At 40.6% G+C, this 26,833-nt stretch carries 35 protein-coding genes, 2 tRNA genes and 3 pseudogenes; 20 read left to right on the top strand and 20 right to left on the bottom strand.

The window, feature by feature from the left end; translation table 11 throughout:
- The first annotated feature begins 120 nt into the window (after nucleotides 1-120).
- From MKX41_RS17155 to MKX41_RS17135, 5 genes are all read left to right on the top strand, one after another.
- Nucleotides 121-384, top strand: a complete 264-nt coding sequence (locus tag MKX41_RS17155; RefSeq protein WP_076284744.1) for a GNAT family N-acetyltransferase — start codon at nucleotides 121-123, stop codon at nucleotides 382-384.
- Nucleotides 385-460: 76 nt separating this feature from the next.
- Nucleotides 461-937: a GNAT family N-acetyltransferase gene (locus MKX41_RS17150; protein WP_076299641.1), complete on the top strand. Its 477-nt coding sequence runs from the start codon at nucleotides 461-463 to the stop codon at nucleotides 935-937.
- Between the two features lie 216 nt (nucleotides 938-1,153).
- Complete coding sequence (locus MKX41_RS17145; protein WP_340974960.1) at nucleotides 1,154-1,756, top strand: restriction endonuclease; 603 nt, start codon at nucleotides 1,154-1,156, stop codon at nucleotides 1,754-1,756.
- 207 nt (nucleotides 1,757-1,963) lie between these two features.
- The gene (locus MKX41_RS17140) at nucleotides 1,964-2,209 is read left to right on the top strand and encodes a hypothetical protein (RefSeq protein ID WP_340972110.1); all 246 of its coding nucleotides are present in this window, start codon (nucleotides 1,964-1,966) and stop codon (nucleotides 2,207-2,209) included.
- An 11-nt stretch (nucleotides 2,210-2,220) separates the two neighbouring features.
- Nucleotides 2,221-2,436 (top strand): hypothetical protein, encoded by a 216-nt coding sequence (locus MKX41_RS17135; RefSeq protein ID WP_340972108.1) that lies wholly within the window; start codon nucleotides 2,221-2,223, stop codon nucleotides 2,434-2,436.
- 97 nt (nucleotides 2,437-2,533) lie between these two features.
- Here the strand turns inward: MKX41_RS17135 and MKX41_RS17130 are convergent, their stop codons facing one another.
- The 3 genes from MKX41_RS17130 to MKX41_RS17120 are packed head-to-tail and all read right to left on the bottom strand — an operon-like array spanning nucleotide 2,534 to nucleotide 4,894.
- The gene (locus tag MKX41_RS17130; protein WP_340972105.1) at nucleotides 2,534-3,058 is read right to left on the bottom strand and encodes a hypothetical protein; all 525 of its coding nucleotides are present in this window, start codon (nucleotides 3,056-3,058) and stop codon (nucleotides 2,534-2,536) included.
- A 9-nt stretch (nucleotides 3,059-3,067) separates the two neighbouring features.
- On the bottom strand, nucleotides 3,068-3,928 hold the full coding sequence (locus MKX41_RS17125; RefSeq protein WP_340972103.1) for an SAR2788 family putative toxin: 861 nt from the start codon (nucleotides 3,926-3,928) through the stop codon (nucleotides 3,068-3,070).
- 21 nt (nucleotides 3,929-3,949) lie between these two features.
- The gene (locus MKX41_RS17120) at nucleotides 3,950-4,894 is read right to left on the bottom strand and encodes a S8 family peptidase (RefSeq protein WP_340972100.1); all 945 of its coding nucleotides are present in this window, start codon (nucleotides 4,892-4,894) and stop codon (nucleotides 3,950-3,952) included.
- Nucleotides 4,895-5,394: 500 nt separating this feature from the next.
- Here MKX41_RS17120 and MKX41_RS17115 point away from each other — a divergent pair, with 500 nt between their 5' ends.
- The 3 genes from MKX41_RS17115 to MKX41_RS17105 all read left to right on the top strand — a co-directional run bounded on the left by MKX41_RS17115 (nucleotide 5,395) and on the right by MKX41_RS17105 (nucleotide 6,648).
- The gene (locus tag MKX41_RS17115; protein WP_340972098.1) at nucleotides 5,395-5,586 is read left to right on the top strand and encodes a hypothetical protein; all 192 of its coding nucleotides are present in this window, start codon (nucleotides 5,395-5,397) and stop codon (nucleotides 5,584-5,586) included.
- Nucleotides 5,587-5,737: 151 nt separating this feature from the next.
- A tRNA-Ser gene (locus tag MKX41_RS17110) sits at nucleotides 5,738-5,808 on the top strand.
- A 336-nt stretch (nucleotides 5,809-6,144) separates the two neighbouring features.
- A complete protein-coding gene (locus tag MKX41_RS17105; RefSeq protein ID WP_339243098.1) occupies nucleotides 6,145-6,648 on the top strand; it encodes a hypothetical protein in 504 nt (167 codons plus the stop codon).
- A 336-nt stretch (nucleotides 6,649-6,984) separates the two neighbouring features.
- Here the strand turns inward: MKX41_RS17105 and MKX41_RS17100 are convergent, their stop codons facing one another.
- The 3 genes from MKX41_RS17100 to MKX41_RS17090 form a co-directional block, all read right to left on the bottom strand.
- Nucleotides 6,985-7,974: a hypothetical protein gene (locus MKX41_RS17100; protein ID WP_340972096.1), complete on the bottom strand. Its 990-nt coding sequence runs from the start codon at nucleotides 7,972-7,974 to the stop codon at nucleotides 6,985-6,987.
- Nucleotides 7,971-8,465, bottom strand: a complete 495-nt coding sequence (locus tag MKX41_RS17095) for an RNA polymerase sigma factor (protein WP_042190786.1) — start codon at nucleotides 8,463-8,465, stop codon at nucleotides 7,971-7,973. The genes MKX41_RS17100 and MKX41_RS17095 overlap by 4 nt, the downstream gene beginning before the upstream one ends.
- Nucleotides 8,466-8,642: 177 nt before the next feature.
- Nucleotides 8,643-8,975 carry a hypothetical protein gene (locus MKX41_RS17090; RefSeq protein ID WP_042190784.1) on the bottom strand — a complete coding sequence of 111 codons (333 nt, stop codon included), beginning with the start codon at nucleotides 8,973-8,975 and terminating at the stop codon, nucleotides 8,643-8,645.
- Between the two features lie 108 nt (nucleotides 8,976-9,083).
- On the opposite strand from MKX41_RS17090, the gene MKX41_RS17085 reads away from it, so the two are divergent.
- Nucleotides 9,084-9,257 (top strand): hypothetical protein, encoded by a 174-nt coding sequence (locus MKX41_RS17085; RefSeq protein ID WP_156113172.1) that lies wholly within the window; start codon nucleotides 9,084-9,086, stop codon nucleotides 9,255-9,257.
- Nucleotides 9,258-9,382: 125 nt separating this feature from the next.
- Here MKX41_RS17085 and MKX41_RS17080 read toward each other — a convergent pair whose 3' ends face one another.
- From MKX41_RS17080 to MKX41_RS17070, 3 genes are all read right to left on the bottom strand, one after another.
- Entirely contained in the window at nucleotides 9,383-9,544 is a 162-nt protein-coding gene (locus tag MKX41_RS17080; protein WP_170880221.1) for a hypothetical protein, read from the bottom strand.
- Nucleotides 9,545-9,620: 76 nt separating this feature from the next.
- Nucleotides 9,621-10,163, bottom strand: coding sequence for an ImmA/IrrE family metallo-endopeptidase (locus tag MKX41_RS17075; RefSeq protein WP_231573332.1), 543 nt, complete (start codon nucleotides 10,161-10,163; stop codon nucleotides 9,621-9,623).
- A gap of 140 nt (nucleotides 10,164-10,303) precedes the next feature.
- Nucleotides 10,304-10,480: a YjfB family protein gene (locus MKX41_RS17070; protein WP_076098563.1), complete on the bottom strand. Its 177-nt coding sequence runs from the start codon at nucleotides 10,478-10,480 to the stop codon at nucleotides 10,304-10,306.
- 149 nt (nucleotides 10,481-10,629) lie between these two features.
- Between MKX41_RS17070 and MKX41_RS17065 the strand changes: the two genes are divergently transcribed.
- The gene (locus tag MKX41_RS17065) at nucleotides 10,630-10,776 is read left to right on the top strand and encodes a hypothetical protein (protein WP_156113170.1); all 147 of its coding nucleotides are present in this window, start codon (nucleotides 10,630-10,632) and stop codon (nucleotides 10,774-10,776) included.
- 78 nt (nucleotides 10,777-10,854) lie between these two features.
- Here the strand turns inward: MKX41_RS17065 and MKX41_RS17060 are convergent, their stop codons facing one another.
- On the bottom strand, nucleotides 10,855-11,286 hold the full coding sequence (locus tag MKX41_RS17060) for a NucA/NucB deoxyribonuclease domain-containing protein (RefSeq protein WP_076284862.1): 432 nt from the start codon (nucleotides 11,284-11,286) through the stop codon (nucleotides 10,855-10,857).
- Nucleotides 11,287-11,393: 107 nt separating this feature from the next.
- Here MKX41_RS17060 and MKX41_RS17055 point away from each other — a divergent pair, with 107 nt between their 5' ends.
- Both MKX41_RS17055 and MKX41_RS17050 read left to right on the top strand, forming a co-directional pair.
- The gene (locus MKX41_RS17055; protein WP_042194350.1) at nucleotides 11,394-11,810 is read left to right on the top strand and encodes a cytidine deaminase; all 417 of its coding nucleotides are present in this window, start codon (nucleotides 11,394-11,396) and stop codon (nucleotides 11,808-11,810) included.
- A gap of 173 nt (nucleotides 11,811-11,983) precedes the next feature.
- Nucleotides 11,984-13,459, top strand: a complete 1,476-nt coding sequence (locus MKX41_RS17050) for a glycosyl hydrolase (RefSeq protein ID WP_340972090.1) — start codon at nucleotides 11,984-11,986, stop codon at nucleotides 13,457-13,459.
- Between the two features lie 81 nt (nucleotides 13,460-13,540).
- Here the strand turns inward: MKX41_RS17050 and MKX41_RS17045 are convergent, their stop codons facing one another.
- The gene (locus MKX41_RS17045) at nucleotides 13,541-14,029 is read right to left on the bottom strand and encodes a PH domain-containing protein (RefSeq protein WP_339797888.1); all 489 of its coding nucleotides are present in this window, start codon (nucleotides 14,027-14,029) and stop codon (nucleotides 13,541-13,543) included.
- Nucleotides 14,030-14,146: 117 nt separating this feature from the next.
- On the opposite strand from MKX41_RS17045, the gene MKX41_RS17040 reads away from it, so the two are divergent.
- Both MKX41_RS17040 and MKX41_RS17035 read left to right on the top strand, forming a co-directional pair.
- Nucleotides 14,147-14,707 (top strand): hypothetical protein, encoded by a 561-nt coding sequence (locus MKX41_RS17040; protein WP_149646645.1) that lies wholly within the window; start codon nucleotides 14,147-14,149, stop codon nucleotides 14,705-14,707.
- 382 nt (nucleotides 14,708-15,089) lie between these two features.
- Nucleotides 15,090-15,425: a YolD-like family protein gene (locus MKX41_RS17035; RefSeq protein WP_042130171.1), complete on the top strand. Its 336-nt coding sequence runs from the start codon at nucleotides 15,090-15,092 to the stop codon at nucleotides 15,423-15,425.
- On the opposite strand, the gene MKX41_RS17030 is transcribed toward MKX41_RS17035, so the two are convergent.
- The gene (locus tag MKX41_RS17030) at nucleotides 15,422-15,586 is read right to left on the bottom strand and encodes a hypothetical protein (RefSeq protein WP_179283823.1); all 165 of its coding nucleotides are present in this window, start codon (nucleotides 15,584-15,586) and stop codon (nucleotides 15,422-15,424) included. The genes MKX41_RS17035 and MKX41_RS17030 overlap by 4 nt on opposite strands.
- A gap of 190 nt (nucleotides 15,587-15,776) precedes the next feature.
- On the opposite strand from MKX41_RS17030, the gene MKX41_RS17025 reads away from it, so the two are divergent.
- From MKX41_RS17025 to MKX41_RS17010, 4 genes are all read left to right on the top strand, one after another.
- Complete coding sequence (locus MKX41_RS17025; protein ID WP_340972082.1) at nucleotides 15,777-16,463, top strand: M15 family metallopeptidase; 687 nt, start codon at nucleotides 15,777-15,779, stop codon at nucleotides 16,461-16,463.
- 76 nt (nucleotides 16,464-16,539) lie between these two features.
- Complete coding sequence (locus MKX41_RS17020) at nucleotides 16,540-17,010, top strand: hypothetical protein (protein ID WP_042190773.1); 471 nt, start codon at nucleotides 16,540-16,542, stop codon at nucleotides 17,008-17,010.
- 160 nt (nucleotides 17,011-17,170) lie between these two features.
- Nucleotides 17,171-17,256, top strand: a tRNA-Leu gene (locus tag MKX41_RS17015).
- A gap of 333 nt (nucleotides 17,257-17,589) precedes the next feature.
- Nucleotides 17,590-18,003 (top strand): hypothetical protein, encoded by a 414-nt coding sequence (locus MKX41_RS17010; protein ID WP_340972079.1) that lies wholly within the window; start codon nucleotides 17,590-17,592, stop codon nucleotides 18,001-18,003.
- 183 nt (nucleotides 18,004-18,186) lie between these two features.
- Here MKX41_RS17010 and MKX41_RS17005 read toward each other — a convergent pair.
- The 6 genes and pseudogenes from MKX41_RS17005 to MKX41_RS32335 all read right to left on the bottom strand — a co-directional run.
- Nucleotides 18,187-18,597: pseudogene (locus tag MKX41_RS17005) on the bottom strand (ISL3 family transposase); the annotation flags it as partial.
- A 226-nt stretch (nucleotides 18,598-18,823) separates the two neighbouring features.
- Nucleotides 18,824-19,222 (bottom strand): nuclear transport factor 2 family protein, encoded by a 399-nt coding sequence (locus tag MKX41_RS17000; protein WP_076284730.1) that lies wholly within the window; start codon nucleotides 19,220-19,222, stop codon nucleotides 18,824-18,826.
- Between the two features lie 4 nt (nucleotides 19,223-19,226).
- A complete protein-coding gene (locus MKX41_RS16995; protein WP_340972074.1) occupies nucleotides 19,227-20,048 on the bottom strand; it encodes a cytoplasmic protein in 822 nt (273 codons plus the stop codon).
- A gap of 26 nt (nucleotides 20,049-20,074) precedes the next feature.
- Nucleotides 20,075-20,704: a DsbA family protein gene (locus MKX41_RS16990; protein WP_076284728.1), complete on the bottom strand. Its 630-nt coding sequence runs from the start codon at nucleotides 20,702-20,704 to the stop codon at nucleotides 20,075-20,077.
- Between the two features lie 100 nt (nucleotides 20,705-20,804).
- Nucleotides 20,805-20,984 (bottom strand): annotated as a pseudogene (locus MKX41_RS16985) (FMN-dependent NADH-azoreductase); the annotation flags it as partial.
- Nucleotides 20,985-21,105: 121 nt separating this feature from the next.
- Nucleotides 21,106-21,304: pseudogene (locus MKX41_RS32335) on the bottom strand (transposase); the annotation flags it as partial.
- Between the two features lie 580 nt (nucleotides 21,305-21,884).
- On the opposite strand from MKX41_RS32335, the gene MKX41_RS16980 reads away from it, so the two are divergent.
- Nucleotides 21,885-23,468 carry a sensor domain-containing diguanylate cyclase gene (locus tag MKX41_RS16980; protein WP_340974957.1) on the top strand — a complete coding sequence of 528 codons (1,584 nt, stop codon included), beginning with the start codon at nucleotides 21,885-21,887 and terminating at the stop codon, nucleotides 23,466-23,468.
- Between the two features lie 750 nt (nucleotides 23,469-24,218).
- Nucleotides 24,219-24,641 (top strand): hypothetical protein, encoded by a 423-nt coding sequence (locus MKX41_RS16975; RefSeq protein ID WP_340972069.1) that lies wholly within the window; start codon nucleotides 24,219-24,221, stop codon nucleotides 24,639-24,641.
- A gap of 143 nt (nucleotides 24,642-24,784) precedes the next feature.
- Here the strand turns inward: MKX41_RS16975 and MKX41_RS16970 are convergent, their stop codons facing one another.
- Entirely contained in the window at nucleotides 24,785-25,912 is a 1,128-nt protein-coding gene (locus MKX41_RS16970; RefSeq protein ID WP_340972066.1) for a Gfo/Idh/MocA family oxidoreductase, read from the bottom strand.
- A 267-nt stretch (nucleotides 25,913-26,179) separates the two neighbouring features.
- The gene (locus tag MKX41_RS16965) at nucleotides 26,180-26,818 is read right to left on the bottom strand and encodes a hypothetical protein (protein ID WP_340972064.1); all 639 of its coding nucleotides are present in this window, start codon (nucleotides 26,816-26,818) and stop codon (nucleotides 26,180-26,182) included.
- Between the last annotated feature and the right edge of the window lie 15 nt (nucleotides 26,819-26,833).

Here is a 26,833-nt window from a genome sequence, read left to right as displayed (position 1 = left end):
TGAAAGCACCTTTTTTTGAAGGTGATACTCATCAAGAACCGTATTTATGAAGGAGTGACTTAATGCAAGCTATTAAATCTATAATAGAGTGTCCAGAGCGTCATATAGAGATTGCTGAATATGTTAAAGAAAAATAAAATTCGAAAAGATTTATCGCCATGGATTGCTCCTTTGTTCATTGACGAGAATGAGCGAGGGCAAGGTTTAGGTTCAGTATTGTTGGAGCATGCCAGAAAAATGGTGGGGCAATTGGGATATACGAAGGTTTATATAACGACTGACCATATTCGTTACTATGAGAAATATGGATTCAGAGAAATCGGTTTGGATAATTTCGAATGGGGACGACCCACCAAAATCTATGAGCACGACACTATAAAATAATTTATCGCAACATGGTTTGTTTGGGACTTAACTAATGGGAAACGATAGTTGAATCTACAGAGGGATGGTATCAAACATGGACTATGAAATCAAAATAGCAACCTTGGAACATAAAGAAATACTCAGCAACCTGTTACAATTCTATATTTATGATTTCTCAGAATTTATGGAGTTGCAGTTTGAGGCAAACGGTAAGTATGCTAATTATCCAATTGATGAATATTGGTCTAAAGACCCCAATTATCCATATTTAATCAGTCTCAATGGGAAAATTGTTGGATTTGTCTTAGTCAAATTAAAAAATCGGGAAGAAGATGACGCATATTTTTCTATTGCTGAATTTTTTATTGCGAAGAAGTATCGTAGGCTGGGATTAGGGAGATTGGTTGCTAAAGATATATTTGATATGCACCAGGGAAAATGGGAAGTTTACCAAATAGATAACAACAAGCCCGCTCAACTCTTTTGGAAAAAGGCAATAGAAGAATATACAGGAGGAAAATTTACTGAACGAATTGAAGTAGGAAGAAGAACACAAGTATTCATTAGTTAATGATATTCAGGACTAGCAAGGGCTTACGCTAACGGGAAACGTGAGTCCAAAAACCAACAGTAGTCTAGGACTTTTTCTTACCAGTCATATATACATAATGTTCCAAATATTTTATATTAAGGTTCTAGGGTTTGGGAGTAATGGCATTGTAATTTGGAAGAACCTCGCCGGCATTGGTGAGGTTCTTATATTAATGGGGGTTGCTGGTTGACAAAAATGATAATTTTGTTGGTTATTCTTGCTATCATTACTGCTGTTTTTGTATTCAAAGTTTTATCTAGAAAGAAGAGTTACCCTCCCCAAAGTATAGTAATTGATCCACTTAAGATTACGATCAAGGACATAGACCGAATGGAAGACGGAACTGGCTTTGTAGAATATCTGTATCGTTTATTTTTGGCCATGGGTTATAGTGATGCATATAAAACGAGAGGAGGCAGAGATTTTGGATCTGACTTAGTGTTTACAGACGGGGAGGGGGTTCGAAATGTTGTTCAGGCAAAGTGTTATTCTTATCCAGTAGGGTTAGAAGCTGTTCAAGAGATCTATAGTTCCATGAGATATTACAGGGCAAAAAAGTCCATGGTAATATCCTCAAATCAATATACCTCAGCGTGTGAAGAACTTGCTAGTTATAACGCCGTAAGATTACGTAGTAGAAGTGACCTTATAGAAATTATAAACTTTTTCAAGTCAGGGCAGATTGATAAAGCAAAGGATATCCTTGAGTCAGAGCCCAGGATTATACTGGAGTCATGGGATAATAAAGTAATTAAGAAGGACTTCAAAGTTGAAAAACGATGGGTTGCGAAGAAATAGATAGTTCTTAGAACAAGGAGCTTTTATACTGATGAACAATGAAGATTTTCAATATAGAAATACATACTTTTTCGTAGGGAATCCAACGATTCTATGGATCACCATACTTGGCTTGGTATTGTTAGGATTTGTATTGTTTTATTTGATTAAGAAATACATAAAGCAGAGAAAATGAAACCAGGTATTTTAATACATAGGAGTACTGTTATGAAGAAAATATTCAAAGAATTTGGTATCCATTTTTGTGCGGCAACTATTCTTCTAGGTATTTCATTATTGTTCAATAATTATGATGTTGCGAATGAGGAACGACAATCTTTGATGGTTGTAATGATGTGTGGAGCCCTCATATCTATTGGTGGATATAACTATTTAAAAAACAGAAAAGGTGTTGTTGTGATGATCGTAGGAGTTATTGTATTAGGATTAGCGCTTTGTATCTTATCTTTTTAGGAGTGATTATATTGAGTAATGTATACAAAGTCTTGAAGACGGATTCAGAATTTCTAACGGCTATTTTGTCACAGTCACAAGTAGATATACTTGAACGTCGTGGTGATCTGTCTGGCTGTACAATTGATTGTGAGGGTCCATTCCAGAAATGGAGTCCAGTTAACGTTAAGGTTGCAGATGCTTATTACATGAGAAATGAATTTGAGTTCAGGAAAGTCTTGGCATAAGGATGTATAACAAACACCCCGTCAACCTTAAGTGGTCGACGGGGGATTTTTTTAAAAAATTAATTTAGTAATGAAATTAAGTTCAGTGAAATATTCATTATATTTTTCCTGCATTATGCAATACATTCAGGTAATATTCATAATGAGGATTGCCGAGTACACAATATTCATTTGGAATACCCTTTAATATAATTAGATCATTCAGAATTTTTTGAGACAAACCTTGCATAGTAAATGAAGATATAGAGTTGTTATCTACACTTTCTAGTACAATATTGATTCGTCTTCCTTCTTTTATATCTTTCCACATAAGTTCATTTTCAGAATTTTCTGACGATCCTCTATTATCGTTAACCAAACTATTAAGATATAAGATCATTTCAGATAAATCCTGTTTCTCATCCTGAGTAAAAATTGAATAAAGTAATTTTGTGTCCACTATTTTATAGCACTTAGCAATGTGATCGTACTTAGCATCTGGATCTTTTTGTAGACTTTTAAAATCTTCTTTACTTAGTTCTATTGCATTGTAATTTTCTTGAAGTAACTGTCCTGCTTGGTCTAAAGTGTAATTTGATGGTAGACCAGATGCTTTGAAATTTTTATCTAATTGTTTTAGCATTATATCTCCTTAAAAGAAAGAATGTCCTCCAGTTCTATCATTCGTATGATAATGGGCGTAGTAAAAATTACCTGGAAGCTGACCGCAAGTTACCTCTGGACCTTTAGGTGTCTTCCCTTCACCAGCCACTCTCGCAACCGCCTCTGCTAATGCTGAGTTTGTAGACCAGACATTTTTGGTGTTTTCGGTAAATATAGGATTCATTATCCTTGCAGCCGCTGCTGACAAGTCTATTGCATTCCCTACATAAAGATTTCCTCCTAAAATTCGAGCAGTATAGTGATGGTATCTTTGATCTTTCTTTAAGATATCTCTTACTTCGTTAATCACACTAATAGTTTCGTATGCTACAACTAAGGCTGCTCCTATACCAAGCAAATACCCAAGCAAAGCTTCTCCAATAATAACACCGATTGGTATTACAAAGGAAGCTTGTAATTTATCCTGTTCAATCAAAAAACTCTCATTAGTTTCTAAATTTGTAAATGTAGCATTCATTTCTCCATCGTCATTAATACTATGTATCAATACTTCATAGACTGTTTCGTTTGAGGATCCATCTTCTGATTTTTCGTTTGTTACTAGTGTCATCTCTGCTTCTTTTTTATCTACAGTCATAACACCGACTATATCTGAGTCATTTTGTTCAGTTTTTCCAAAACTGCGGAACATATCGGAATTGCCATTAGAATATCTTGCTTCAACTTCCACTTTATTTTCATCTTTAGTTATAACATGAAATTTAGGAGATATTTCGTCTGACGGCTCACTTTTAGCATATGCTTGTGGTTGAATTACGAAACAAAACATTATAGCAAAGGAGAGTAGGGTTGAAATAATAGGCTTAATAATAGATCTTTTTTTATTCAATTTTATCCCTCTTTCATTTAGTTAGTTAGATAAGGAACCGTTTCCATAAATATTGTCGTAGCCTTTGTTGCCCAGATCTTTTGAAAGGCTCGTTAAATCATTTTTAATAAAAGTATTAATATTTTCGTTCTTAGAATAGTCGTTAATCAGGAGTAGATTTGCAATAGTTCCAGTGATATGAGCAGTAGCAAAAGAAGTTCCGTTATAAACAGCATATTGGTCATTTGGAGACAAGCTAAGAATATCTTTGCCAGGTGCACTAAAGTCAACTTTTCCTCTAGACGCTAGGCTGAAAATATTTTCTGTGCTGTCTATCCCTGTAATGGAAATAACCTCCTTATATGCTGCTGGAAACTCAGCCTCAGAACCCATCTTATTACCCACCGCAGCAACAACAATAACTCCATGTTTGAGTGCTTTCTCAATGGCTGTCTTTAATTGTGGATCATCTCTCTTAATTCCAAAACTCATATTAATAATATCCGCGTCGTGATCGATAGCCCATTCAATACCTCTCACAAAACTCTCAATTTCACCTTTACCTTCATCGTTTAATACTTTAATAGATAAAATCTTAACATGAGGGGAAACCCCCACTAATCCGAATTCATTGTCATTTGCAGCAATGATACCTGCTATTGCAGTTCCATGACCTAATTTATCAAAAACTGGCTCTTCCAAGTCAACAGCATTGTATTGAATTATGGATGTGTTTTCTAAATCTTCATGTTGTTCATCAATTCCACTATCCATAATAGCTACTTTAATCACTTTAGAGAATTTGTTAGTTAAGGTGTACGAGATCTTTTGATTTTGATAGAGAACTCCCCAAGGTACTTGCTGTTTCTTATCAAAATTGATGACGCTGGCTTCTTTAGGGCTAACTATTTGATAATGGATATCACTAGAATGTTTGAAAGATGAAAATGCTAAACAGAAGAAAACTGTAAAGATTATTAATACCACAATTGAAATTTTATATCTATTTACTAATATAATCCTCTCCTTATAAAATTAGGTAAATTTCTTTAGATTTCCAATTTATTGTATTATGCAAAAATGTTTTAGTAAATACAAAACTGGAAAATAAATTAAAAATAATAAAATATTATCATAATTTGTACATATTTGATTTATTTCTATTTCATATCCATTTGGTTTCTAGCAATCTGATTGAAAGTGATTTTATTTTTAAAAAAAGATGTATAAAGTGGAACGTTGAAATAGTGTATCAAGATAAATCAGGGAGGATATCTCAACGTAAAATTGAAGTGATGGGGATTCGAGGAGATCAAATCCGAGCAACATGCTTATCCACTGGAGTACCGCGCGTGTTCTTAGCGGCCAGTTTTTGTCTTGGCAACCTGTCGAAGGAACAGCGTTATGCTTAGCGACATGGCCCGCAAGCTGCTGATGATCATGCGGCATTGCTCGGTGCATCACGGGTACATGCCTACTCTTGAGGATTGGAGAGAAAGAGTGGGCGGACATCAGAAAAGATTCGTGCTGGGCTGCAGGAATTGACAGAGAATAACTACATTCTGTGGGAGTTCGGGAAATCGCCAGAGAGTGCGGTTGTCGTTGAGGGATGGGAGCGAACTGAGGATCGACCAACATCAGTTTCATGGGGCTTAGACGGTGGTCATATAGATTACTAGACAGATTACTAGGAGGGCAGACATCATGGCGAAGAAATTGGAAAGTATTTGGGATTGCAGTTGAACGATGCTACCGGAGCATAATATTCGATCATTAGTGATGAGCGGGAGCGGGGATTAAGATGAAAGCCGGTGCTTGACGCGCAGGAATGGGAATTGATTGATCAAGTGCTAGGTCGGCTCATAACCGATTGGTCGGGGGTTCGAGTCCTTCAGGGCCCGCTTATCAAAAAACCTTACTTTGTAAGGTTTTTTTGCTGGCTATAGGTACATAAATTCAAAAGGCAGGGAATTAGGAAGGCTGGAATTTTGAGCTTGCTAACGGATGCACTGATACCAGATTTATCGCCATGCGCTTGCAGGGATAGTTTAAATCTTTTGAATGCACTAAAGAGCAGAGGGATTTAATAAATCTTAAATAGAGGTCTGACATTCATTTGAAAAAAGTGCTATAATTATTAAATCAGTGTGTAGAGATATTGGTCTTTTTATTGGGCCAAAAATATATGTCTCATGATACGTCTGCCATCTGAAATATGATTCACGGAGATGACAAACATGCATGGAGACACAAGACTACCCAGAAACGGAAAAGAAGGTATATTATTTTTACTCATTATTTCAATCATTTCAGTAAACACTATTGCCCCTATTATTGTGGGGTTGGAACGTGGCTTCAGTAAGGAAGTGTATATAGATACACTAAAGGTTATTCCGTTTATGTGGATGATCGTAGTTTTATCCGTAAGATTAGTTGCAGGGCCGATTGTTGGAAAAGTGATGCCAAAATTCATGGGACAAACCGATGGATTTAATGCTAGGGTGCTGTTGAATACTTTATTGAATGTTACGGTGTTATCTATTTTACTATCGATTATCGGCACATGGGTTGGGACGAAACAAATAAGTCTAGAGCCACTTAAAAACTTCCTTCATATCTGGCCAAGAAACTTTGGTATAGCATTTTGGATTGAACTGTTGGTTGCTCAGCCGATAGCAAGATTTGCGATGAAAACATTACACACAAGACAGGATCGTAAAACAGAAAGTGTAAATGCGTAACTAGCTGAAACGTTGTATACGAATAAGAATCTCAGGAACGTCCATCGTGGGCGTTCTTTTTTTTAGTCCCGTTATCATAGCAGTATTGAACATGTAAAAGAGCCATCATAGGATTAACCTACAACGGCTCTTTTATACTTAGAATCTGATATTCTGACATGACGCAATGCAAACCATGCAGCCAACACAAAAAGGGCGCTGTCGCAAAGCCATGAAATGGTTTTGCAGCAGCGCCTTTTTTTGTATCCAGCTAGACTTTTCTAATGGGTATGGTTCCCGAAAAGTTGTCCCAATCGTTGTTCCTATCGCTATACTCTCGGTTTCCGACCATCATTCTTATGGTTTCATACTATCCCATAGCAGCTGGAATGCCCCGGACTCGACCTCGAAGAATACAGGTGCCTGACCGTAACGTACTAGCCCTTGGCCAAACAGCGTCAGCTCTACCCGGGCGTTGTCTTCCAGCTGGAGATAGAGAACCTTGCGGTCTTCGCTGTCGTAGATGCCTTGCGCGGTAAGAGGCTCTGCTGCCAGCGGTTCGGCTGCTTGGAGTGCCTTCAAGAAGCCATTAAGTGCCTCGTCGTCAGCGAGCGGTGTGTACTGCTGCTGTCCGTTGTTCCAGCTGTCGAAGCTTTCCCACTGTGCGGAAGTAATTCTACCTTCAAGATTTAGCTTGTCAAATAGATCAGCGCCGCTGTTTACGGTGATCCCGTTTGTATGCTCATACAGTTCGGCGAATACCTCGCCGTTGATTTCCGAATAGGACATAATCAGGAAATTGGAGTCATATCCCTTTACGGAATAGATATCTGTTTCGCCGATGTTAGAAGCTAACTCAATATATTTGTCTTTACCGCTCCACTCATCGATGCCACCTGTAGTACGTCCAAGCTTGTCACCGCGCAGAGCGGCAGCATCGGCTGCGTTGATTCGAGTCGCAGACTGTGTATAAATGTTATCTTTATATACGACTAGAGCGATCATATCTGCCATAACGCCAGATTTGGTATCCGGCAGTTCCAGCTTGGGGATGACAATGCTTCCGGACGCATTTGTGCCAGAATTGCCTGGTTGGCTTGGACCTGGAGTTACCTGAGCGATTTGCCCTTGAGTACTCTGGCCGTTTAACTGCTGCCATATATTAGGTGCAGCTAAGCCGATCCCGGCGGCGAGGACGATACTTGCCGCGATATAAACCGTCTTGCGTGGACGTTTCCGTTCCTGCTGTTGCTCCAGTTTGTCTATCAATTCTTTTTTCATCTCTTCACCTGGTTTCATAGAATCCACCGCTCTCTTGTATGATGTTCGAAACTGATCTTCTTTCATTGTGATTCCACTCCTTCCAGCTCCAGTTTTAACAGTTGCCGTCCCCGTTGAAGTCTCATCTTCACGGCAGACTGACTAATCTGCAGAATCTTGCTGATTTCCTGGATGGGATAGTCCTCGTAATAATAAAGATGGATTACGGTTTTATACTTCATAGGCATCGCCATAACTAACTGCAGTAGAGCCAAATCCTCGGGGGTGTCTACCGCAATCGGCTCAGCATTTTCCAGCTTAACCTCGCGCTTGCGCCAGCCTCTGCCCAGTAATGTTTTACAATGATTGGTGATTACTCGGATCAGCCATGCTTTTTGATGTTCAGCGTCTTTGAACTTTGGTGCTTTTTCTATCAGTTTGATGAAGGTATCCTGAGTGGCCTCTTCGGCATCTTGGCGGCTGCCTAAATGGACCAAAGCAATCCGGAACAGCATATCTGCGTAGATTTCGTAACTCTTTATCACATGATTTCCCGGCCGGGTCATGGATCGTTGCATGATTCTATGCCCCCTTTACCTATAACACCATTTAGGACGGCATTTGGTCACATTATGTTCCTGAGAAAATTTGTTAGCGTCTAGATCAAGGGTTAGAATCTAAAAAAGGTGCGATTGCCCCAGCAGCCATATCATGACTGTTGAGACAATCGCACCTTTATAATAGAAGTTCCCCCTTTACGGGAGGGTCTCCTCACTATGTTTATATGTATAGTTTGGATCAAACCTTTTTACAAGAGCCATGCTATATTGATAAATCCGATCCTTCTCTTTTCGATAAAAGTATCTTGCGTTAGGTTCATCTGCAAAAATCACCGTTGTACTTACGACGGGAGCCTTACCAATCTGGGTATAGACTTTATAAAGATCTTCATTCTTATAATCTCTCGTAGCTACCAAATAATGAATCACTTCATTATCCATATGATTTCGGAAGGCCTGAAGCGCTAAAGAAGCGACTCCATATACAATAACGAAGGTAATAAGGATTATTTTTGTTCTTTTCTTCATTAATTCCCTCCATTTAGCTAAAATGTATATATTATAAGATAATATATTGTGACTGGTATGTCATATCTATTGTATCTTGTAATTTACACATTAGAAGGGAGGAAGAACATGATGCAACAAGAAGAAAAAATACAGGAGCTGGAGCGGCGAATTAAGATATTAGAGAATCATACTAATCCGAAGCTACCAGGTCTGAGAATCTTATGGTTTATTATTTGGGGGTTCGTGGGCATATTCCTCATTCTAACTCTTATTGGTGTGATTCAGTTTGTATCCGCATAATAGAGAGCTTACTATTACAAATAAGGCAGCAATTTAACTACCGATAGGTTAACCCGCGTAGGTAAAGAATTGCCTGGGTATACTATACTTGCTGCCTTTTTATTATGAACTTACACAAATCATCTTCAGTCGTCTTTGGGTTCTTGCAATAAAATGGAGAAGGTCCCCGTTTCATGATCCACTTCAATCGACTCGATCCCAACAAAATCCGGAATTTCGGGGTGTACTGCATCTACGTTATAATCTGGATGAGTCATCAATAATTCAATTACTTTAATGGCTTCCATATTGATCCCCCTTGCGAGAAATTCCACCATAATTAATGGTCCTTCATTGCGACTACCCTTATTATCTCCGCAGTCATTATTGAATATGTGTTAATCGTTCTTCGTTTCTTCCCATCACGGCCAATAATTGCCCCTGAAAAACACGTCTTTGAATTTGATCAATCCGCTGTAAAGCCAGCTCGCTTGGCACTTGAAATTCTGCTGCAAGATAGCTGATTGCATCTTCACGTTGCTCAGGCAATGTCATGCGGGAGATCATGGAGTAGGGCATAGCTGCATAAAGAATAAATCGCTCAGATTCATCCTCCTGTGCCCGCGTAAAATGTTCTGGCATCAATATTTGATCAGTACCATGGCGGAGCAGATGACAGAGCTCATGGAGAAACTCTAGCCGCTGCAGACTGGCTGGAAGCCGGTTGTCTATAAACATGGTGTACATCCCCGCTGATGCTTCGATGCTCTTGCTTCTTACATCCAAATAATGAACCCAAATATTAAGCCGTTCTGCAATATAAGCAATCGAAATTTGCGAAGGCTGAGTAAGGTTCAGACGCTTGTATAAATCTTCTGTCCACTTCTCCAGCGCAGTCATTTGATAATAGGATTTCATGTTATTCATATCATTCACCTCATTCAGAATCAGTTATAGGATCGTATGTTCGCATAAATGAGCAAAAGAAAAGCCCGAAGGCTATGTAAAGTAAAAAACATAAGGACACATAAGAACGAGTGTTCTCGTGTGTCCTTAGCATAAAGCAATTAAACACTAATATCAAGTGTTTTTCCTAAATTCGGAGCAACGCTTTTGCCCAGCATTTCCACCATCGTTTGACTCTGGGTTTCAGCCTGATTTTTGGCAATATTCATGACTTGTATTCCTACATTTTGAGCTAAGGATGCCTGGCTCATTGCCATTGATAATGCGGCTATATCCATATTGCACCTCCTTTGTGTATATCCTGTTTATCGACAGTGCCTACCTAATTCATTAGGTGAATAGCATTTGTTTGCCAGTTCGCCCAAACGGCTTATCTCCTTTTTACATATCTTGTGCTGTAGTCATTAATCATTAGGAGGAATTAATTATGGGAATGGAACATTGTGGTTGTAACGTAGGTCCTGTAGTAAGCCCAGTAAATGTAGGTCCGGTGTGTAGTCCTTTTACTTCAACAGGAGCTATTCTGGTACTCTTCATCTTGCTGGTTATCATCACTAAAGCTTGCTTATTCTAAGCTAGCTGATGCACATTGTAGCCCCATCCGGTATACCGGATGGGGCTATTCTTTTGAAGCACTGTTCACGTTAGCTTATTATTTGAACATAAATTCTACGCGGGTTCCATCCGCATAATCTTCTAACTGATTGCCAACCCAGCTTCCTGCGCCGCGGTTATCTTTTGGGGTTATGTATTCAATGTCGGCCCCTTTGCCGCCTTCATTACACATGGCCATGGGCCATTCATCGCGGTCGTAGCCTTTTTTGGTGGGGATCCCTTTTAAGGATTCTTTGCGGTTGTCTTCAGCCTGCTCACGGTTAATCGTGCACGTCGCGGACTCCCCTTTGGCAATCGCGTCCTGAATGTGCTTAGCGGTCTCAGGATAACGATCAGCTGGGAAGATCAGCTGAACAACTTCTGAATCGGATGTGGACGAGGGGGCTGCCGGATCTCCGTTCTGTTCATACCAGTAACCGCCCAAAGCAAGTAACACAACAATGATGAGACTGGTGAGTAATTTCTGTATTTTCAAATCTGCTCCTCCTTTTTTGGAACTTAAAATAGTATATCTTATATCATAATGCAGTGCGATTTAATATACTTAGGAAAAATAAGAGGAGGACGGAATTGGATATGGAGTATTTGATTACGATTGAAGATCAGACGCTTATAGCCTCTGCTGAAGATATTATTACTAGACGCTATGAATGGGGAAGACACCATGTAGGGGCGGCGCTCCGTACTAAGACGGGGGAAATCTTTACAGCGGTACATGTAGAAGCTAGCATGGGACGAATTACAGTCTGTGCAGAAGCGATGGTGATTGGAAAAGCGATATCCGAAGGCTACAAGGAATTTGATACGATTGTTGCGGTAAGGCATTCTGATCCGGACAGCGAGGAAAGAGAAATTAAAGTAGTTTCTCCCTGCGGGATGTGCCGTGAGTTAATTGCTGATTACGGGAAGGATTGCAAAGTTATTGTATCCGAGGACGGCCGGTTAGCTAAATATGATATTTCTGAATTACTACCGCTGAGATATACGAGGTAAATTGGAGATATAGTCAGGAGCCGCCGGGCTCCTTTTTTTATTGAGCCGTGAATTTATTCAGCAGTTCCTTACACTGTCCTAAATTAATTTACAACTTCATGTCCATTCGTTGAGTTCATGTCACTATTGTCCCCATACTATAACTTAAAAAAGTTAAAAGGATGTGAGAGTGGATGGAACAGCGCAATCTTCGAAATATGGTTGATTCGGCATCGAGGTTTGTGAGCGATGTTCAGTGGCAAATAGCGTATCGTAAATTGCAAATGGCTCCGGCGGATTCGGAAACGGTACCTTCTGCTCAGAAATTGTTGAATACCCTTTATTTTCTGCAAGGAAAAGGATGGATTAGTGGACAACATGATTATTTGGAGAGCGCGGATGAGTTCAATGGGAAGCTGAAAAATACTAGCGGGCAATACGCCGCCCTTCACGGCTATGAGCTAGGGGCAATCAATAATCAGACGGCGGCGCTAATAGACAATCAGCGGGATTGGGTTGTTAGCAGCGCTATTCGCTGGTATAAAGCCGGTGGAATCGTAACGATTAGCTATCACGCACAGTTGCCAGGGACTGCGCCAGCTTGGGATAACGTATCTACGAGCATAAGCAACGCTGATTTTGACAAATATATAACCCCGGGTACCTCTCAGTACAACGCACTGATCGCTGATCTGGATAAGATAGCCCTTTCTTTAAAAAAACTAAATGATGCAGGTGTTCCTGTGCTCTGGCGGCCGTATCATGAAATGAATGGCGGATGGTTCTGGTGGGGGAAGAAGATCAACTACGTGGGACTGTGGAACCTTATGTTTGACCGTTTCACCAGCTATCATAAGCTGCATAATTTATTGTGGGTCTGGAGCCCAAATGCAAAAAATCAGTGGAGTGATGACCCTGTCGAATACTACCCAAGCGGTGACAAAGTAGATGTGCTGGCACTAGATATCTATGATGGGGATTTTAAGGGGAGTCACTATGATAGTCTATGGGATCTGGGGCGTGGTAAAGTGATCGCGATTGGAGAAAATGGAGAGCTACCGTCCCCTGCACTACTATCTAAATCACAGCCCAAATGGTCTTATCAGATGACCTGGGGCAAGCTTCTTTATGAGAAGAATACCGATGCGGTAATTAGAGCCTTTATGAATGACAGCTTTGTATTCACGCGGGAAGAGTATGCTGCTGAGGCGGCAATTGTAGCCGCTAAGGGAGACAGTGTGCTGCAGAGTGGACTATGGGGGCAATATTACAATAACATGACTCTTAGCGGCGCACCTGCGCTGACGCGAACCGATGCTAACATCCAATTTTCGTGGAAACAGGGTTCGCCTGATCCAGCCATTCGTGTCGACGCTTTCTCTGTACGGTGGAGTGGAAAACTGACTGCAGCCTATAGTGAAACCTATACCATTTACTCCTCCTCTGATGACGGGGTGCGGGTGTGGATTGATGGAGGGCTGATCATTGATAGCTGGGTGAATCAGAGTGGACAGGAGCGAAAATGCAGTGTGAATCTTATAGCTGGCAAGCTACATGAAATAAAAGTGGAGTACTATGAGAATGAGGGGGACGCGCGAATTGTATTGCAGTGGGAAAGTCCTAGCCAACCCAAAGGGATTATTCCAGCAGGAGCGTTTTATCTTCCATAAGACGATATCCGAACTGATTCGAGCATCGGAATATTAGCGAAAAAGCCCCGGATTTCGGGGCTTTTTTAATGTGAAAGGTTCTTAGATTTGTTCACGGTAGCTAATGTTGTTGGCGATCTTCTCGTCACGAACAGCTTTGCGCAGAACATCTTTGACGGTTTGGGCATCATGGATTTTTCGGAAAAGAAGCTGAGGCGCTGAGGCATCATCAGAAAATACAGTTAATGTACCGATGCCGAGCATCCGGTCCATGATAGATTGTGCTACGGATAAATCGCGTACACGCAGTAATTCGATTTCTTCGACATTTTTACCGATAAGTCCGGTCTTTACCATAATGCGCTGGCTTGTAATGGTGTACGTAGTCGTGTTTAGGCGTACGATTCCTTTGAGGCGATCAGAGATACTGGCTGGTTTGCCTTTCCAGAGCACGACTTCTTGAGTAGCGTTTGGATTTGCTGATGGACGACGGGTGGTCACTGGAGCAGTGCCGTCAATGCTAGATCCGCATTCTCCACAAAATTTAGCGCCCTGCTTATATTCTGATCCGCAGGTTGTGCAATAAGGCATAAATACTCTCCTTCCCTGATTACAATTGAAATAATTATAACATAATAGTCATTTTACATAAATTTCATTTGCGCTTTACACAAACCGACATTATTCTGTTTAGTGGAGGGATAAATAATGAAAAAAGTGTTACTAATAGGAACGCTAATGCTGACTGTCATCCTTAGCGCCTGCAGCAATAATAATTCAACTTCATCGGCTCCTGCCTCGGAAGAAGAAGTGCAGGAAACCGTGCAAAACTTCTACAATGAAATGTCTAAACTTGATGAATTAGGAAAATCATCTTTAGCGGAGTTCAACGAAGCTATTGCTGCTTATTCAGCAGGAGAACTTTCGGACAGGCAGTTGGAGAAGAAGATTAACGAATTCCAAAAGACCGCAACAGACCTATCCAATCAGGCTGAGAAAGTGAAAATTTCCTCTAGCTTGCCCGAAGACATTCGTAAACTGCTTGATGAGTCCAAAATTGCTTTTCAAAGTGCTTATTCTCTAAAAGAACAGGCCTCTCAAGGTGCTGATTCCGCAGAGGTCACTGCTGAGAAGTTCGAGGAATTGAATCAGAACGCTGACGTCGCGATGCTATACGGCATTTCCAAGCTTAATGAAGCAAGAGAAGCAACAGGACTCATCGATGCTGATGGTCAGTCCACCGCTGAATCAGAGAAGGTTCAAGAATAGATCGAAATTTAGACGCTGAACAGTTCAACTGTCAGCGTCTTTTTGATGCGATTTTGAGCTTGAGTAAAGGTAACACTGCCAATCCTATAAATAAGCCAGCTACGATTCCTTTTGTGAGGTCTGAGAGGGTACTGCTTCGATATACGAGGGGGTATAGACATAGGAATAATACGGGAATTAGGATGAGCAGGGCATTGTTTTTTTTCAAGTGGAAAGCTCCTCTCAATTAGATATTCAATATTATACAACTTTTAGATAAAAGAGGAGGATTTTAAAGTGGTATCTTTTTCCTGATTATTGATTATTCAGCGAAGGTATGGATATAATACAAACATACGTTCGTCTGTAGCGGAATAAGTATAGAAATTAGGGAGGGGTTACCATGGGCAAAAAGCTGGAGAAAAACGGACTGTGGGAAAGTAGTCGAATGATGCTGCCGGAGCACAAGGTAAGAATTATTAGGGATGAACGAGAGACGCTGCGCCGCATTAAGCCTATTCTGGATGAGCAGAAGCTGGAGGAGATCGAATGTACACTTGCTTTATCGTTACGGAGTCATGTGCGCGTCACTGTTGTGCTGTTTGATCCTTTTGAGAATACGACAATTAGTGGTTTTGTGACTTCCATTCACACCCACTCGCGTGAGTTTAAGCTGCAGTGGGCGGAGGAATGGAAGTGGATCAATGTAGATGATCTAGTGGAGGTTTACATCGTCTAATGCTGAGAACCGCTGACTTCACTTTTTTCATAAGCAATTAGGGTCACCGTTGGGTTGCCGGTCAGATTTGCAATGGAAGCTTCGGCATTTCGAATAATTTCGAGTGCTTCTTCCTGCTCACTCAGGGCAGCAACTTTATAGCTATCGCTATGAATGTCCATATGTGTTCCCACCTTTCGCTAATATTTTGCCCTTTTTTGTAGAAATGATCCAAGGTGAAGAAGCTATGAATAGGTGCTTTTCAGGGAAGATCTCGGGGATACCGGGGTCTTTTTTTTGCAGATGCAAGCAGGGGTATTAGTACAAGCGAATGGGGAAGCGGGATCATTGATTATACCAAGGGGTGATTCTATGCTGACTTTAGATCAAGTGAGGGACAAATCGGCAGCGAGGCTTGTTGGGCTTCATCCTGTTTTGGCAGCAGGGGCGAAGGCTTTGATTCAGCAAAGCTATGCCAGAGGAGTGCCCATCGTTATTACTCAGGGATTGCGGTCGATTGCTGAACAAAATGCCTTGTATGCGCAGGGGAGAAGTAAGCCTGGACCTATAGTTACCAACGCCAAGGGTGGAACCAGCTATCACAATTATGGCCTTGCGTTTGATTTTGCGCTTTTGCTGCCGGATGGAAATAGTATTTCCTGGGATATGAATCGTGATGGTGATAAAGATAAAATAGCGGACTGGCAAGAGGTTGTACAGGTGGGAAAACAGCTAGGGCTTGAGTGGGGAGGAGACTGGACGTCTTTTAAAGATTATTCACATCTGCAAATGGCCTTCGGCTTAACTACGACTCAACTTCGGGCAGGTAAACGTCCTACGACGGATCAGGTCAATGAAGCTTTAAAAAGAATTACTGGGGAGGATGACCAGGTGAACAAAGACGTTAAAGTAACGATAACCTTAAACGGCACTAAACTTACGGATGGTGTTCTTGATACCGGCGTAACGTATGTACCCGTGCGTGCTCTGGCTGAGGCTCTTGGAGCAAAGGTTACGTATGACGCAGCAAGCAAGACAGTGAATGTAATAAAAGAGTAAAGCTATTCATGTATAGTCAGTGCCACCCAAGGGGAAATTATCAGTGATAACTAACCATAAAGGGAGGCATAACACTGTGAACAAGCTAATAACAAGCCTTGCATGCGGTACTGTACTGTCAATGAGTATAATGGGAGCTAGTTACGCTAATCCAATCGGGTCAGCCGCTTTAGGCGGTATCCCGAACGCGAATACGGGCATGGATGGTACTGTGAATAACACTCGGATGATGAATACGGAAGGCAATCTAATGAACGGCACCACGGGAACGATGAATCAGCATGAGAGCATTATGAAAGATAAGATTCGCACAGGGGAAAATTATAGACCTAACACCAATAACTACAATGAAAATTACACCCGGGATAACTACAACAGAAATACGGTAACTCCACTATCCAACACTACAACGGATGGTAGATATCGGGCAACCAGCACAACTACCAATACTGGGACTACCAGCAGAGGATCTAACTGGGGCTGGCTCGGATTGTTTGGACTCTTGGGCCTTGTCGGAATGAGAAGCAGAAGTGACGAACGCAGATAATCAACATGCCAAATAACCCGTGTCGGCACACGCTGGAACGGGTTATTTTTAATGTGATAAAATTTTTTTGAAAAAGGGATTGCGCGTTATCGATATTCATGATATTATATTTCTTGTCGCGTTATACGTAAACATCGTATGAAGCAACAACACATAATATGCCGGGGTGGCGGAACAGGCAGACGCACAGGACTTAAAATCCTGCGGTACGTGAGTACCGTACGGGTTCGACCCCCGTCCTCGGCATCCAATGAAAAAACCTTGAGAAATCAAGGTTTTTTTGTTTTTCTTGATTAATTTCGAAAGGGAATTGTATTTAGAACAATTATTAAGCGCACAGGATTTACTCCTTTAATTATGGAGTTTTGTCATGAAAGGTACCCAACTTACTAGCAAGTTCCTCTTCCCCGGTTAAGACCTCGACCATGATGCCTGCCCCCAAGCGAAATCCATACTCCTCCTCTGAAAGTCGCTCTTTCCAAATCTCTATGATTTCAGATGTTTAGCGCCATTTGAACCAATATGTTTTTTTTAATTTCTTGCCAACGCATTAGATAATCAGAATGAGAGGCGACTTAATTGACAAAGAAGAGATGGCTAACTATTTTTATGTTGTTTATAGTCTTATTATCGGGTTGTGAAAAAAACAACTCAGATACTTTAAGTGATACACCAACAGCTAAGGATGAAGAGTATAATCTGATGATTACAAATAACAGTCCGTTGGATTTAAAAAGCGTAGTTGTTACTGTTGATGAAAAAGATACCATCCAAATGGACTCTTTGATCGATAGTAATATTAAACTTGGAGAAGTTGCAAAGTTCCAGATGAAAAATGGAAAACATGTATTTAAGGTTACACTCAATCCGAAAAAAAATTACTCAGTAAGTAGAGAATTCACCGAAATTTTTAGAAAAGGAATAATTGTTGACTATGAAGTGATAATAGAAAAAAACGAAGTATCTATCAAAAAAATTAAAGACAATGAATAGATTGACTGTAGGAAACAGATATCATCAAAAACTTAGTCTCTTCTGAACAAAACACTAACATAAACGATATAGTCATTAATCTTTCAGATTTTCTAGAGGGTATGACAGGAGAGCTCCTAGTTAAGAATCCGATAAATTACTTGTTCAACTCTACTTTTGATGACATTAACTTAAAAGGCATCCCCTACCTTCTATAGTTGCATTCGTCCATCGGCAGCGATGGTAGTTGATGATCTCATTTTTCCAAATACGCATCTTTTTCAAACCACTTTTAACAGCTTCGTGGTCAATCTTATCGCCCTGTTCACACCAACGGTTAAATCCATTCGTTGCAGCTTCGGCATTGGGTGAATAGTTATACCAAGTAGTAAAAGCTTCTTTCCGTTCCCAACATTTTCGTAGGAGCGGAGAGTAACCGAGTAATTCATCCAGCGTTTTCTTACTCTCTGCAGATAGGGATTCCACTTGGAGATTTAATAGACGATGGTTGGCTTTGAGCCATGCTTTTGCCCGTGGCGAAAGCTCACTCTGTATCGTTTTACGAACCTCTTGCAGGGCCACAATAACATAGCCATGGACATGAAAGCGATCAGCGGAGTCTGTTAAGAGAGTTTACACAAAAGATTTGACAGACCCTGAAGTTCGTCAAGAATCGAAAGATTCATAAAAAAACGCCATCCTTTCCTATAATTCTACAGAAAGAATAACGTCTTTTTTTGCTTTATGGGTAGTGTAAAACCTTAGCTTGATAGCGATGGGTAGCGTCAGGAAAATACGGTTATCCTGACGCTACCCCGTATACAAGTTAAGTTACAAACAACTAATTTGAACTTAATGCATTATTGACAGTTGCGCTGTCCACGATTTGAATAAATTTTTTAACCTTATCATTCTCATCAAATTCATATAGATGGCAAAAGTCTGCTATAAATGATTTTCCTGTTGCTTTATACGTCCCACTATATTTTCCGTAGACGATAACAGTGTGATTATTAAACGCATAGATTTCATCTTTTGCAGAATAGCCATCCCATTCGGTTCCAAGGCGTTCATGTACGTTTTTCACTACTTCATCTGGACCTACATAAGTACCCGCATAAGGAAATCCAGCAGCTTCTGTCCAAGATACATTATCACTTAAATACATTTTGAAGGCATCCAATTTTCCTTCACCGGTTAATACATACGTTTCATGTAATAATTTTTGGTATATATTCATAACATTACCCCCAAGAAATTTCTTTCGTTACAACTTTTGCACTTAATTCTAATACGCCTTTATTTGCATAGCCTGGATATGCTGCTTCAAGCTTTGCAACAAAATCCGTAGAAGTTTTACTTTCTTCGGAAGCTTTAATTGCAGTTTTTAGATAATTGATAGTTGCAATAAGTGCTTGATTATCTAAGGATTTTTCAATTGAACCATGGCTTGGTACGATTATGTTAGCATTTAACCCTTGTAACACTTTCAAGTTCTCAATCCAAGCTTCCATTGCTTCTTTTGAGCTAGTATCTGCTATGAAAACATGTATTTCGTTGAAAATATCAATGCCACCAATCAATAATTTCAATTCTCTGTTAAATAAGCTAGTTCTGTAATTATCTAAACCTACAAGTTCAAATGTTAAACCTTGAAAGTCAATGGTTTTTTCTGTGAATACTTGAGGCAATACAACATTACTTGGTGCGTTCTCTCCAAGTGCATCTTTCCAGACTTTTAATTTACCTAAGACAGAATGAACAATATGTTCAACAGTGGATTCTGTGGCATACGCAATGGCTTCTGGAAACGCTGCTTTAATACTTTCTAACCCAAAGTAGTAGTCCGGATCTCCATGAATAATAAAAATTTTATCTAAATATAAGTTATTTTTATTTAGGTAATCAACAATTTCTTTCGAATCGGATTGAGTAAATTTCGTATTTATTAAGAATGCATGTCCTGCTTTTTCAACTAAGGTTGCAGTCACCATAAAACTATTTTCTTCAGAACTAAATATCGTCAATTTCACATCATTTTGATTCATTTCGATTGTTTTAAACATAGAATTTTATCTCCTTTTTGGTGAAATTATTTAATAATATAACAATCTTTAAAACGTGCTTCAATTTTATCCGACGTCATTACTCCGCCACCAATAGGAATTAATTGGTTATCCTTGTGTAGAAGTAAAGAGGGATAGCTATTTATACCAAGTTGTTGAACCGTGTTGAAATCATTTTGAACATCTATTATAGTTTCTTGAGATTTTAGTCGCTCTAGTACTTGTTCAGGATCCAAATGATGATCAATAGCTATCTTACGATATGTTTCAGGGTCACTCAGACTTTTTCCATTATAATAAAACGCTTTTTGCATGGCAGAAGTAAATTCTAACAAACGGTTCGGTGCTAATGAACGTAAAGCTGAAAAGCCAATTGCAGCATCTTTTGAATTCATTGTAAAAGTACCTTCTGACAACAAAGCCTGATATGAAGGACCAAATTCTGCACCAGTAAGTTTATTAATTCTTTTATTACCTTCTGATATATATGAGAATTTTTTTATTGGCAGATTATCTAAAAATAATCCTCCGGATAAAACAGTTAACGGAATTTCAGGGTGATTTTTGTAAAAACCTCTAATACTTTCTGAAAATCCATAGCACCATCCACAATATGCATCCCATACATATATAAGGGTGTCTTGTTTTGTCTCCATTAAAAACGCCTACCTTTATTTTTTTATTATTAACCAATCTCGCTGTTACTTAGAAATTCTCAGCTAACTTTTTAGAGCGTAGAATTGCATCTTCTTTAATCTATTGTGCTTTTTCAGGCGCCCTATTATGCCCTTCAACATCGATTGCTTCAAAAGAAGGGACGCAAAAAAAATTCATCATTACCAAAAGATGGCGATGCTCCATTTCTAGTTCTTCAGCTGGACCTTCAGAGTAGAAAGCACCATGTACTTGAATATGCAGTGCTTTTTTATCTGTAACAGGTACTGTTACTACTAGTTGTAACCATTGTAGTTACAACTAAAATGAAAGTCAATTCTTATTGACGAAAAAATTAACTTCCTATTATTGGGCTCAATCTAAAAATTAGTGGTTGATATGTTCAACTCAATAAACGGTGTCGATTGCATTCAATTAAAATGCCCGCCATATAACAACCACGATTGCGTGTGAAGTAGTGCCGGCGTTGGTAAGCTTTGATACGATTATGTTGTCCTTCTACGGTTGCACTCGTCCAACGGCAGGTAGTTCACGATCTCATCCTGCCAATTACGCATGGTTTTCAAGGTGCTTCGCACGGCGCTTTCATACACAAAGGGCAGTAACTCAAAGCTTCTGCCCTTCATTTTGCTAACATTTTTGCTAACATGGCTGCATATCCAAATCTCTGAACGCAGAGAGTATGGAACACAAAAAGTACCTTTAACCCGCATGGTTAAAGGCATTATACTCGATCTTCCCGTAGCGTAAAAAGGGTCTACGAAGACTACTTCAGGACTTAAAATCCTGCGGTACGTGAGTACCGTACGGGTTCGACCCCCGTCCTCGGCATCACAGTGAAAACCTTGAAAAATCAAGGTTTTTTTTGTTTTATTAATTTTAAAGCTTCCTCCAAAAGCTAAAGGTCCTTTGTACTTAGGAATCACATCCGAGTACACAGAACTCAGGTTGATAATACTCTTTTTCAGTGCTTGTCAATTCACAAGCTCTGGAGAGGAGCTTTTTAATATGTAATATTTCATGAAGCACCGTATATCGAACGGTACGTACAGTGGTGTGAGAGATTGGAGTTCATTGATTATTGTCGAATAACATCTTAATTTGTTGTATTATTGATAAAGCTAGTTTTCAAGATTCAAGGAGGGTTATAGTTTGCTTACAATGAGAAGAGCCGAGCCGCGTCAAAGTAAAAAGCTCAGTCTCACATCGCTGCTTACGGGCTTGGTTACGCTGGTGGTTCTACTAACCTCAAGCATTCTTCTGATCGGTTCATACGAGTCCAAAAAACAATCATTGATGGAGACTACGCTCCATTTGAATTACTACAACGCTGACCGAATGACCAAGACAATGGACTCCTTATTTCAGTCCATGCGCAGCAGTTTGGAATACAGCGCTGCCACACTCTCCGATGACGATGGCTCAACGCCGAAGCAAGTAGATGATAATTTAGAACTGATGCGCAATAGTAGCAATTACTTCAATTCTATCGCTGTAGTCGATGCCGACGGGCTGGTCCGCAACGTAGTACCGACTAGTTTGGGGACAACAGGCGACCATATTACTTCTAAGGCCAGTTTGGAAGCTCTGGCATTCAAAAAACCTTACATATCCTCCCCCTACATGACCCCAACCACCAAGAGACTAATCGTTTTTATGAGTCAGCCGATTTTCAGCAACAATGGCATATATCGCGGTATTTTGAGCGGCACGTTTTATCTGCAAGAGAACAATATTTTGTCTATGATTTTTGGCGACAACAACGTGGACGATTCTGGCTCTTATTATTATATTGTGGATTCAAGCGGGCATCTGTTGTACCACCCGGATAAGCAGCTCATTGGGGAGGATGTCAGCAGTAACAAGGTTGTACAGAAACTTATGAAAGGGGAAAGCGGGGAACAGCAAGTGCGCAACACCCGTAGCGTTGAAATGCTTGCCGGATACTCCAGCGTACCGGCCAATGGCTGGGGAATCGTGGTCGTTTCGCCGATTAGTATCATTCATCATCAACTGATGGGCCACCTTCGGACAATTCTCTGGTATTCGTTGTTTCCGTTCATTATACTCCTGATGGGCGTCATTCTCGTAGCACGCAAGCTGGCCCGGCCTTTTGTGTACCTGGCAAATCTGGTGAGCAGAATGGGCAAGGAGAAGATTGAATTGCCAGAAGCGAAGCCGCAATGGAGCCGAGAGGCAGATCTGCTGACCAAGGCTGTGTTGCTTGCCGTGACGGATATTCAGAAGCAGACGGATCAACTGACCCAAGAGGCTACGACGGATGCTCTGACTGGTTTAATGAACCGGAGATCGTTAGAGTATACGATGAGTCAGTGGATTACCTCTGGGCAGCCGTTTTCGCTCATTGTACTGGATGTAGACAAATTTAAACTCGTGAACGATACCTACGGCCATCTCATTGGCGACGAAGTGCTGAAACATGTAGCCAAAGTTATAGTTACTTCGTTTCGCCCAGACGATGTTTGCCACCGCTACGGCGGCGAAGAGTTCGTCATCTTACTGGCCCACACTAGACCTGAGGAAGCCTTCACCGTAGCTGAAAGAGTCCGGAGGGCACTGGAACAAAGCAGGGGTCCAATCCCGACACGGGTTACGATCTCTCTAGGTATCGTCCATTATCCTATTCATGCATTGGAGCGGGAGGGGCTGCTGGAGAAGGCGGATCAAGCGTTATACCTGGCTAAGAGCAGGGGAAGAAACCGGACGATGGTCGCTGATGTTTGAAACAATTTCTCGAAATTTGCGGTACGTTCCTTATCCTCTGCATCATAGTGAAAGTTGAAAATGCGGCACCAGCAACAATGGAAGAAGCATTAATTAATTGATAATATTCCCGAGGAAAGAAAACCAGAGTGGGAGTATTATTATCGTTGGGTATTTCCTAAGAGCAAGTAATTAAGAAAGCCAGAAACGCACATAATTCTTACTATTAAAGGGCTAGGTGTTGAACTTTAAGCACTGAAAACGCCAGTGTTATCAACGCTTTGCGGGAATAGGCAGACGCACAGGACTAAAATCCTGTGGTACGTGAGAACCGTACGGGTTCGACCCCCGTCCTCGGCATCACTAACAAACAAGGGTTTCAGCTCATTTGAGCTGGAACCCTTGTTTGATTTTAAGCGGGTTTGCTGGCATTTTGCTAACGCTGACTTCTTTACCGCATTTCCATCAAAGGAGCCGGATGCCAACAATATGCAATGTTCCCTTTTCGTACTCGTTTCTTTCGGTTTCCGCAAAAGGGCGTGTACAAAGATTTGAATTCATCAGATCCAATGTAGGCGCATATTTATAAGGGTTACCAGGTTAGATACAGTCCGGATGCAAGCATAATAACCATCGTATTATCAAGCGCAAACTTGAGCGGAGTCAGATATGATGTTTTCAATTCAAACAACAACTCTGTTTTGAATGGTCTCATTTCCATAGCCGGAAAAGCAGCAGTTGCATGCGCTGGGGTAATAAAAGGAGGCAGTTATGCAGGATTTTGCAATGTCGATGTTATGGTTATGGATTTGCTATTTTATAGTGACTATTGTTGGAGTTTTACATACCGTATTTAATATTTATGCGTTAAAAATGAGTCCAATGGACGAAAAAGGTATGGGGGAGGGATATGAAAAAACAAAGCCTTGGCATCCTCTTTATAATGTCATTCTGTTTTCTATCTTTGGTTGGCTATATATGCGGGGGGTATCTGTACCCAACCTTGAAGAAGCTCTTATTACAGGGGCAATATGGGCCGGAGTTTGCATTATAATTGATGTTTTGGGCTGGGTGATCATTAAGCACCCTTGGAGTCTTTCTTTCAAAGAATTCTATATTCATTATCAGCCATGGATTACACTTATATATTTGGTTATTTTTATGGGTCCTGTAATCGGATATTTGTTCGTTTAATTAAATTTCATATGGAGCATGAGGGGAGTGAAATCGGGCGGTCATTGATTTCGGTTTTACATGCTACACTTGTTCGAGTCATTGAATCGGATACAATTGTTCAGACACATGAGAAAGCTCTTAACTTTCACATGTGCCTGTTTTTATTTGGCAGGCCTGATCTCATCTTGCAAAGTTATAGTACTTCCAAGGGTGATGGCTTCATCGACCGCGAATGACAGTCTGATGTCTGTTAAGGCATCCGCTAATGAGTATGCTGAAATTCCCGTGTGCAGAAAGCTGGACATATTCAATAAGGCTTGTCCTATCCCAACCTCTTCATCAGAAAGGGGAGAGGGATGAAACGGGTTCTGAAATAGACTAAGCTGTCCTGCACGCAATTCATGCAAGGAGAGACTTTCCAGACTGCCTTCCTGTCCGCCTTGAATCCGACTAATGTTCATATACTCGGTCTCTTCGGTTCCCAGGCGACGGATAATCTCATTATCGCGAATTTCCCCATGTGATCCGCGGATGAGTACCCGGTTGGTACGGAGGGGCGAGAAATATTGGGAGCGAGTGAAGTCAAGCACAGCGCTTTTGCCGGAGGGAAACACCATAATTGCGATATCCTGCTGCTCTGTCTTCAGGTCATCTTCGGTCTCCCTCCCCCTATAAGAGAAGTCCATGATTGGAACCTCTAGCCGGCGAGCTGTGATTTCACATGCTGTGCCAGTGATCGAGAGCCATTTACGGATCAGGCTGATTCCATGATAACCATGCGCAACAGAGACTTGAACATGACCTACCTCGCCCAAATGTCCGGTTTGAATATAGGCGGTTCTTGCCTGATGATGAGGCAACAGCGGATATTGCTCGGCTATTTGAATCAGAGGGGAATCCATGGCGCTGGATCGAAGCAGTTCATATTCAGCCGGCGTAGAGGCGGTGGGTGTTTCGGCCAACACAGGTACTTGCAGCGCTGCAAGCCCCAACAGCAGTGAGGCGGCAGCGGTCTTGGACACCGCCAGGACCACAAAATCGCTCTCGGCCGCAAGGTGTTCTATCGAGCTGTATACGGTCAGTTTCCATTTGTCGATCAGTTGCTGGTATTTGGCAGGGTTGCAGATCAATACACCGGTTACCTGAAATTGCTGCGGAAGCAGGTGAGCCAACTTAAGATACATTTCCGCCAGCCGCTTCCGATTATTCCAAAACGAATAGGTCTGTTCATCTTTAAAGTACACCTCTAATGGTTGATTAGTATGTAAATACCTTCGTAGCACAGGCATCAGTTGTCTCTTATTATTGTATATAAAAAAATGATAGAGTACATAGGATTATGTATATTGTGAAACTATTACTTTTTATTGTCTTTAGCTAAGCTATCTTATGCATTTACATACAAAGGAGCGATTATCCAATAGCCGGATGATCGCTCCTTTGTATAATCCACTTATAAAATTTCAATCAATGACCTTCCGTGATTGTTAACGGTGTAAATTGTGGAACCCAAATTGACAGCGGAAGCACTTGCAGAGGCGATCATTAAGCTGGAACTAATCAAGACTACGACTGTAAGCAAGAACATTTTCTTTTTCATTAGTAAACTCTTTGACTATTATTTTTTCCATTATGTTGTGATACATTTGAAGTTGTGATTGATGAGCATGTTCTCTTAGGAGCTCAAAGAGTACTACTGATTTCTTGAGGTTTGTATCGTTTTCAATTTTGATACTAAAAATCAGAGTTTCTAGAATAGTGTTGATTGCTTCGTTCATATTCTCTTGTTCGTAGTAATACATCACCAGCAAATAAATGTATTCCTCGTAATATCTTATATCCACATTAGTCACATACTTTTCTATGTCATTTACGTTGTTTTTAAGATCACTCAGAATCCAATCTACGGAATAGTTATATTTTATCGAGGATTCCAAGATGGTAATTAGTCCCGGTAGTAACTCTTCCTCAGCACTGTTTCTAATAAATTCAACATACTCCTTTAGGACTCCTGTCTTGCCTTCCAAAAGGTCGAGCACGTAGGTATTGGCTTTTGCAATATTACAGTAGTATTTGACTTCATTAATTCCTTCATCATCTAGTCCTTTGATCCAGCCCAATTCAGCATATTTTTGAATACACATTCTAGCCTCAGGATACTTACCGAGCTTTTGCGTGCGATTCCTTTTGAACATAAGCTAAATCCAAAA

It is taken from the genome of Paenibacillus sp. FSL R5-0475 (genome assembly GCF_038004585.1).
Classification (GTDB): domain Bacteria; phylum Bacillota; class Bacilli; order Paenibacillales; family Paenibacillaceae; genus Paenibacillus_AQ.
This window is presented reverse-complemented; position numbering and strand designations above follow the sequence as displayed.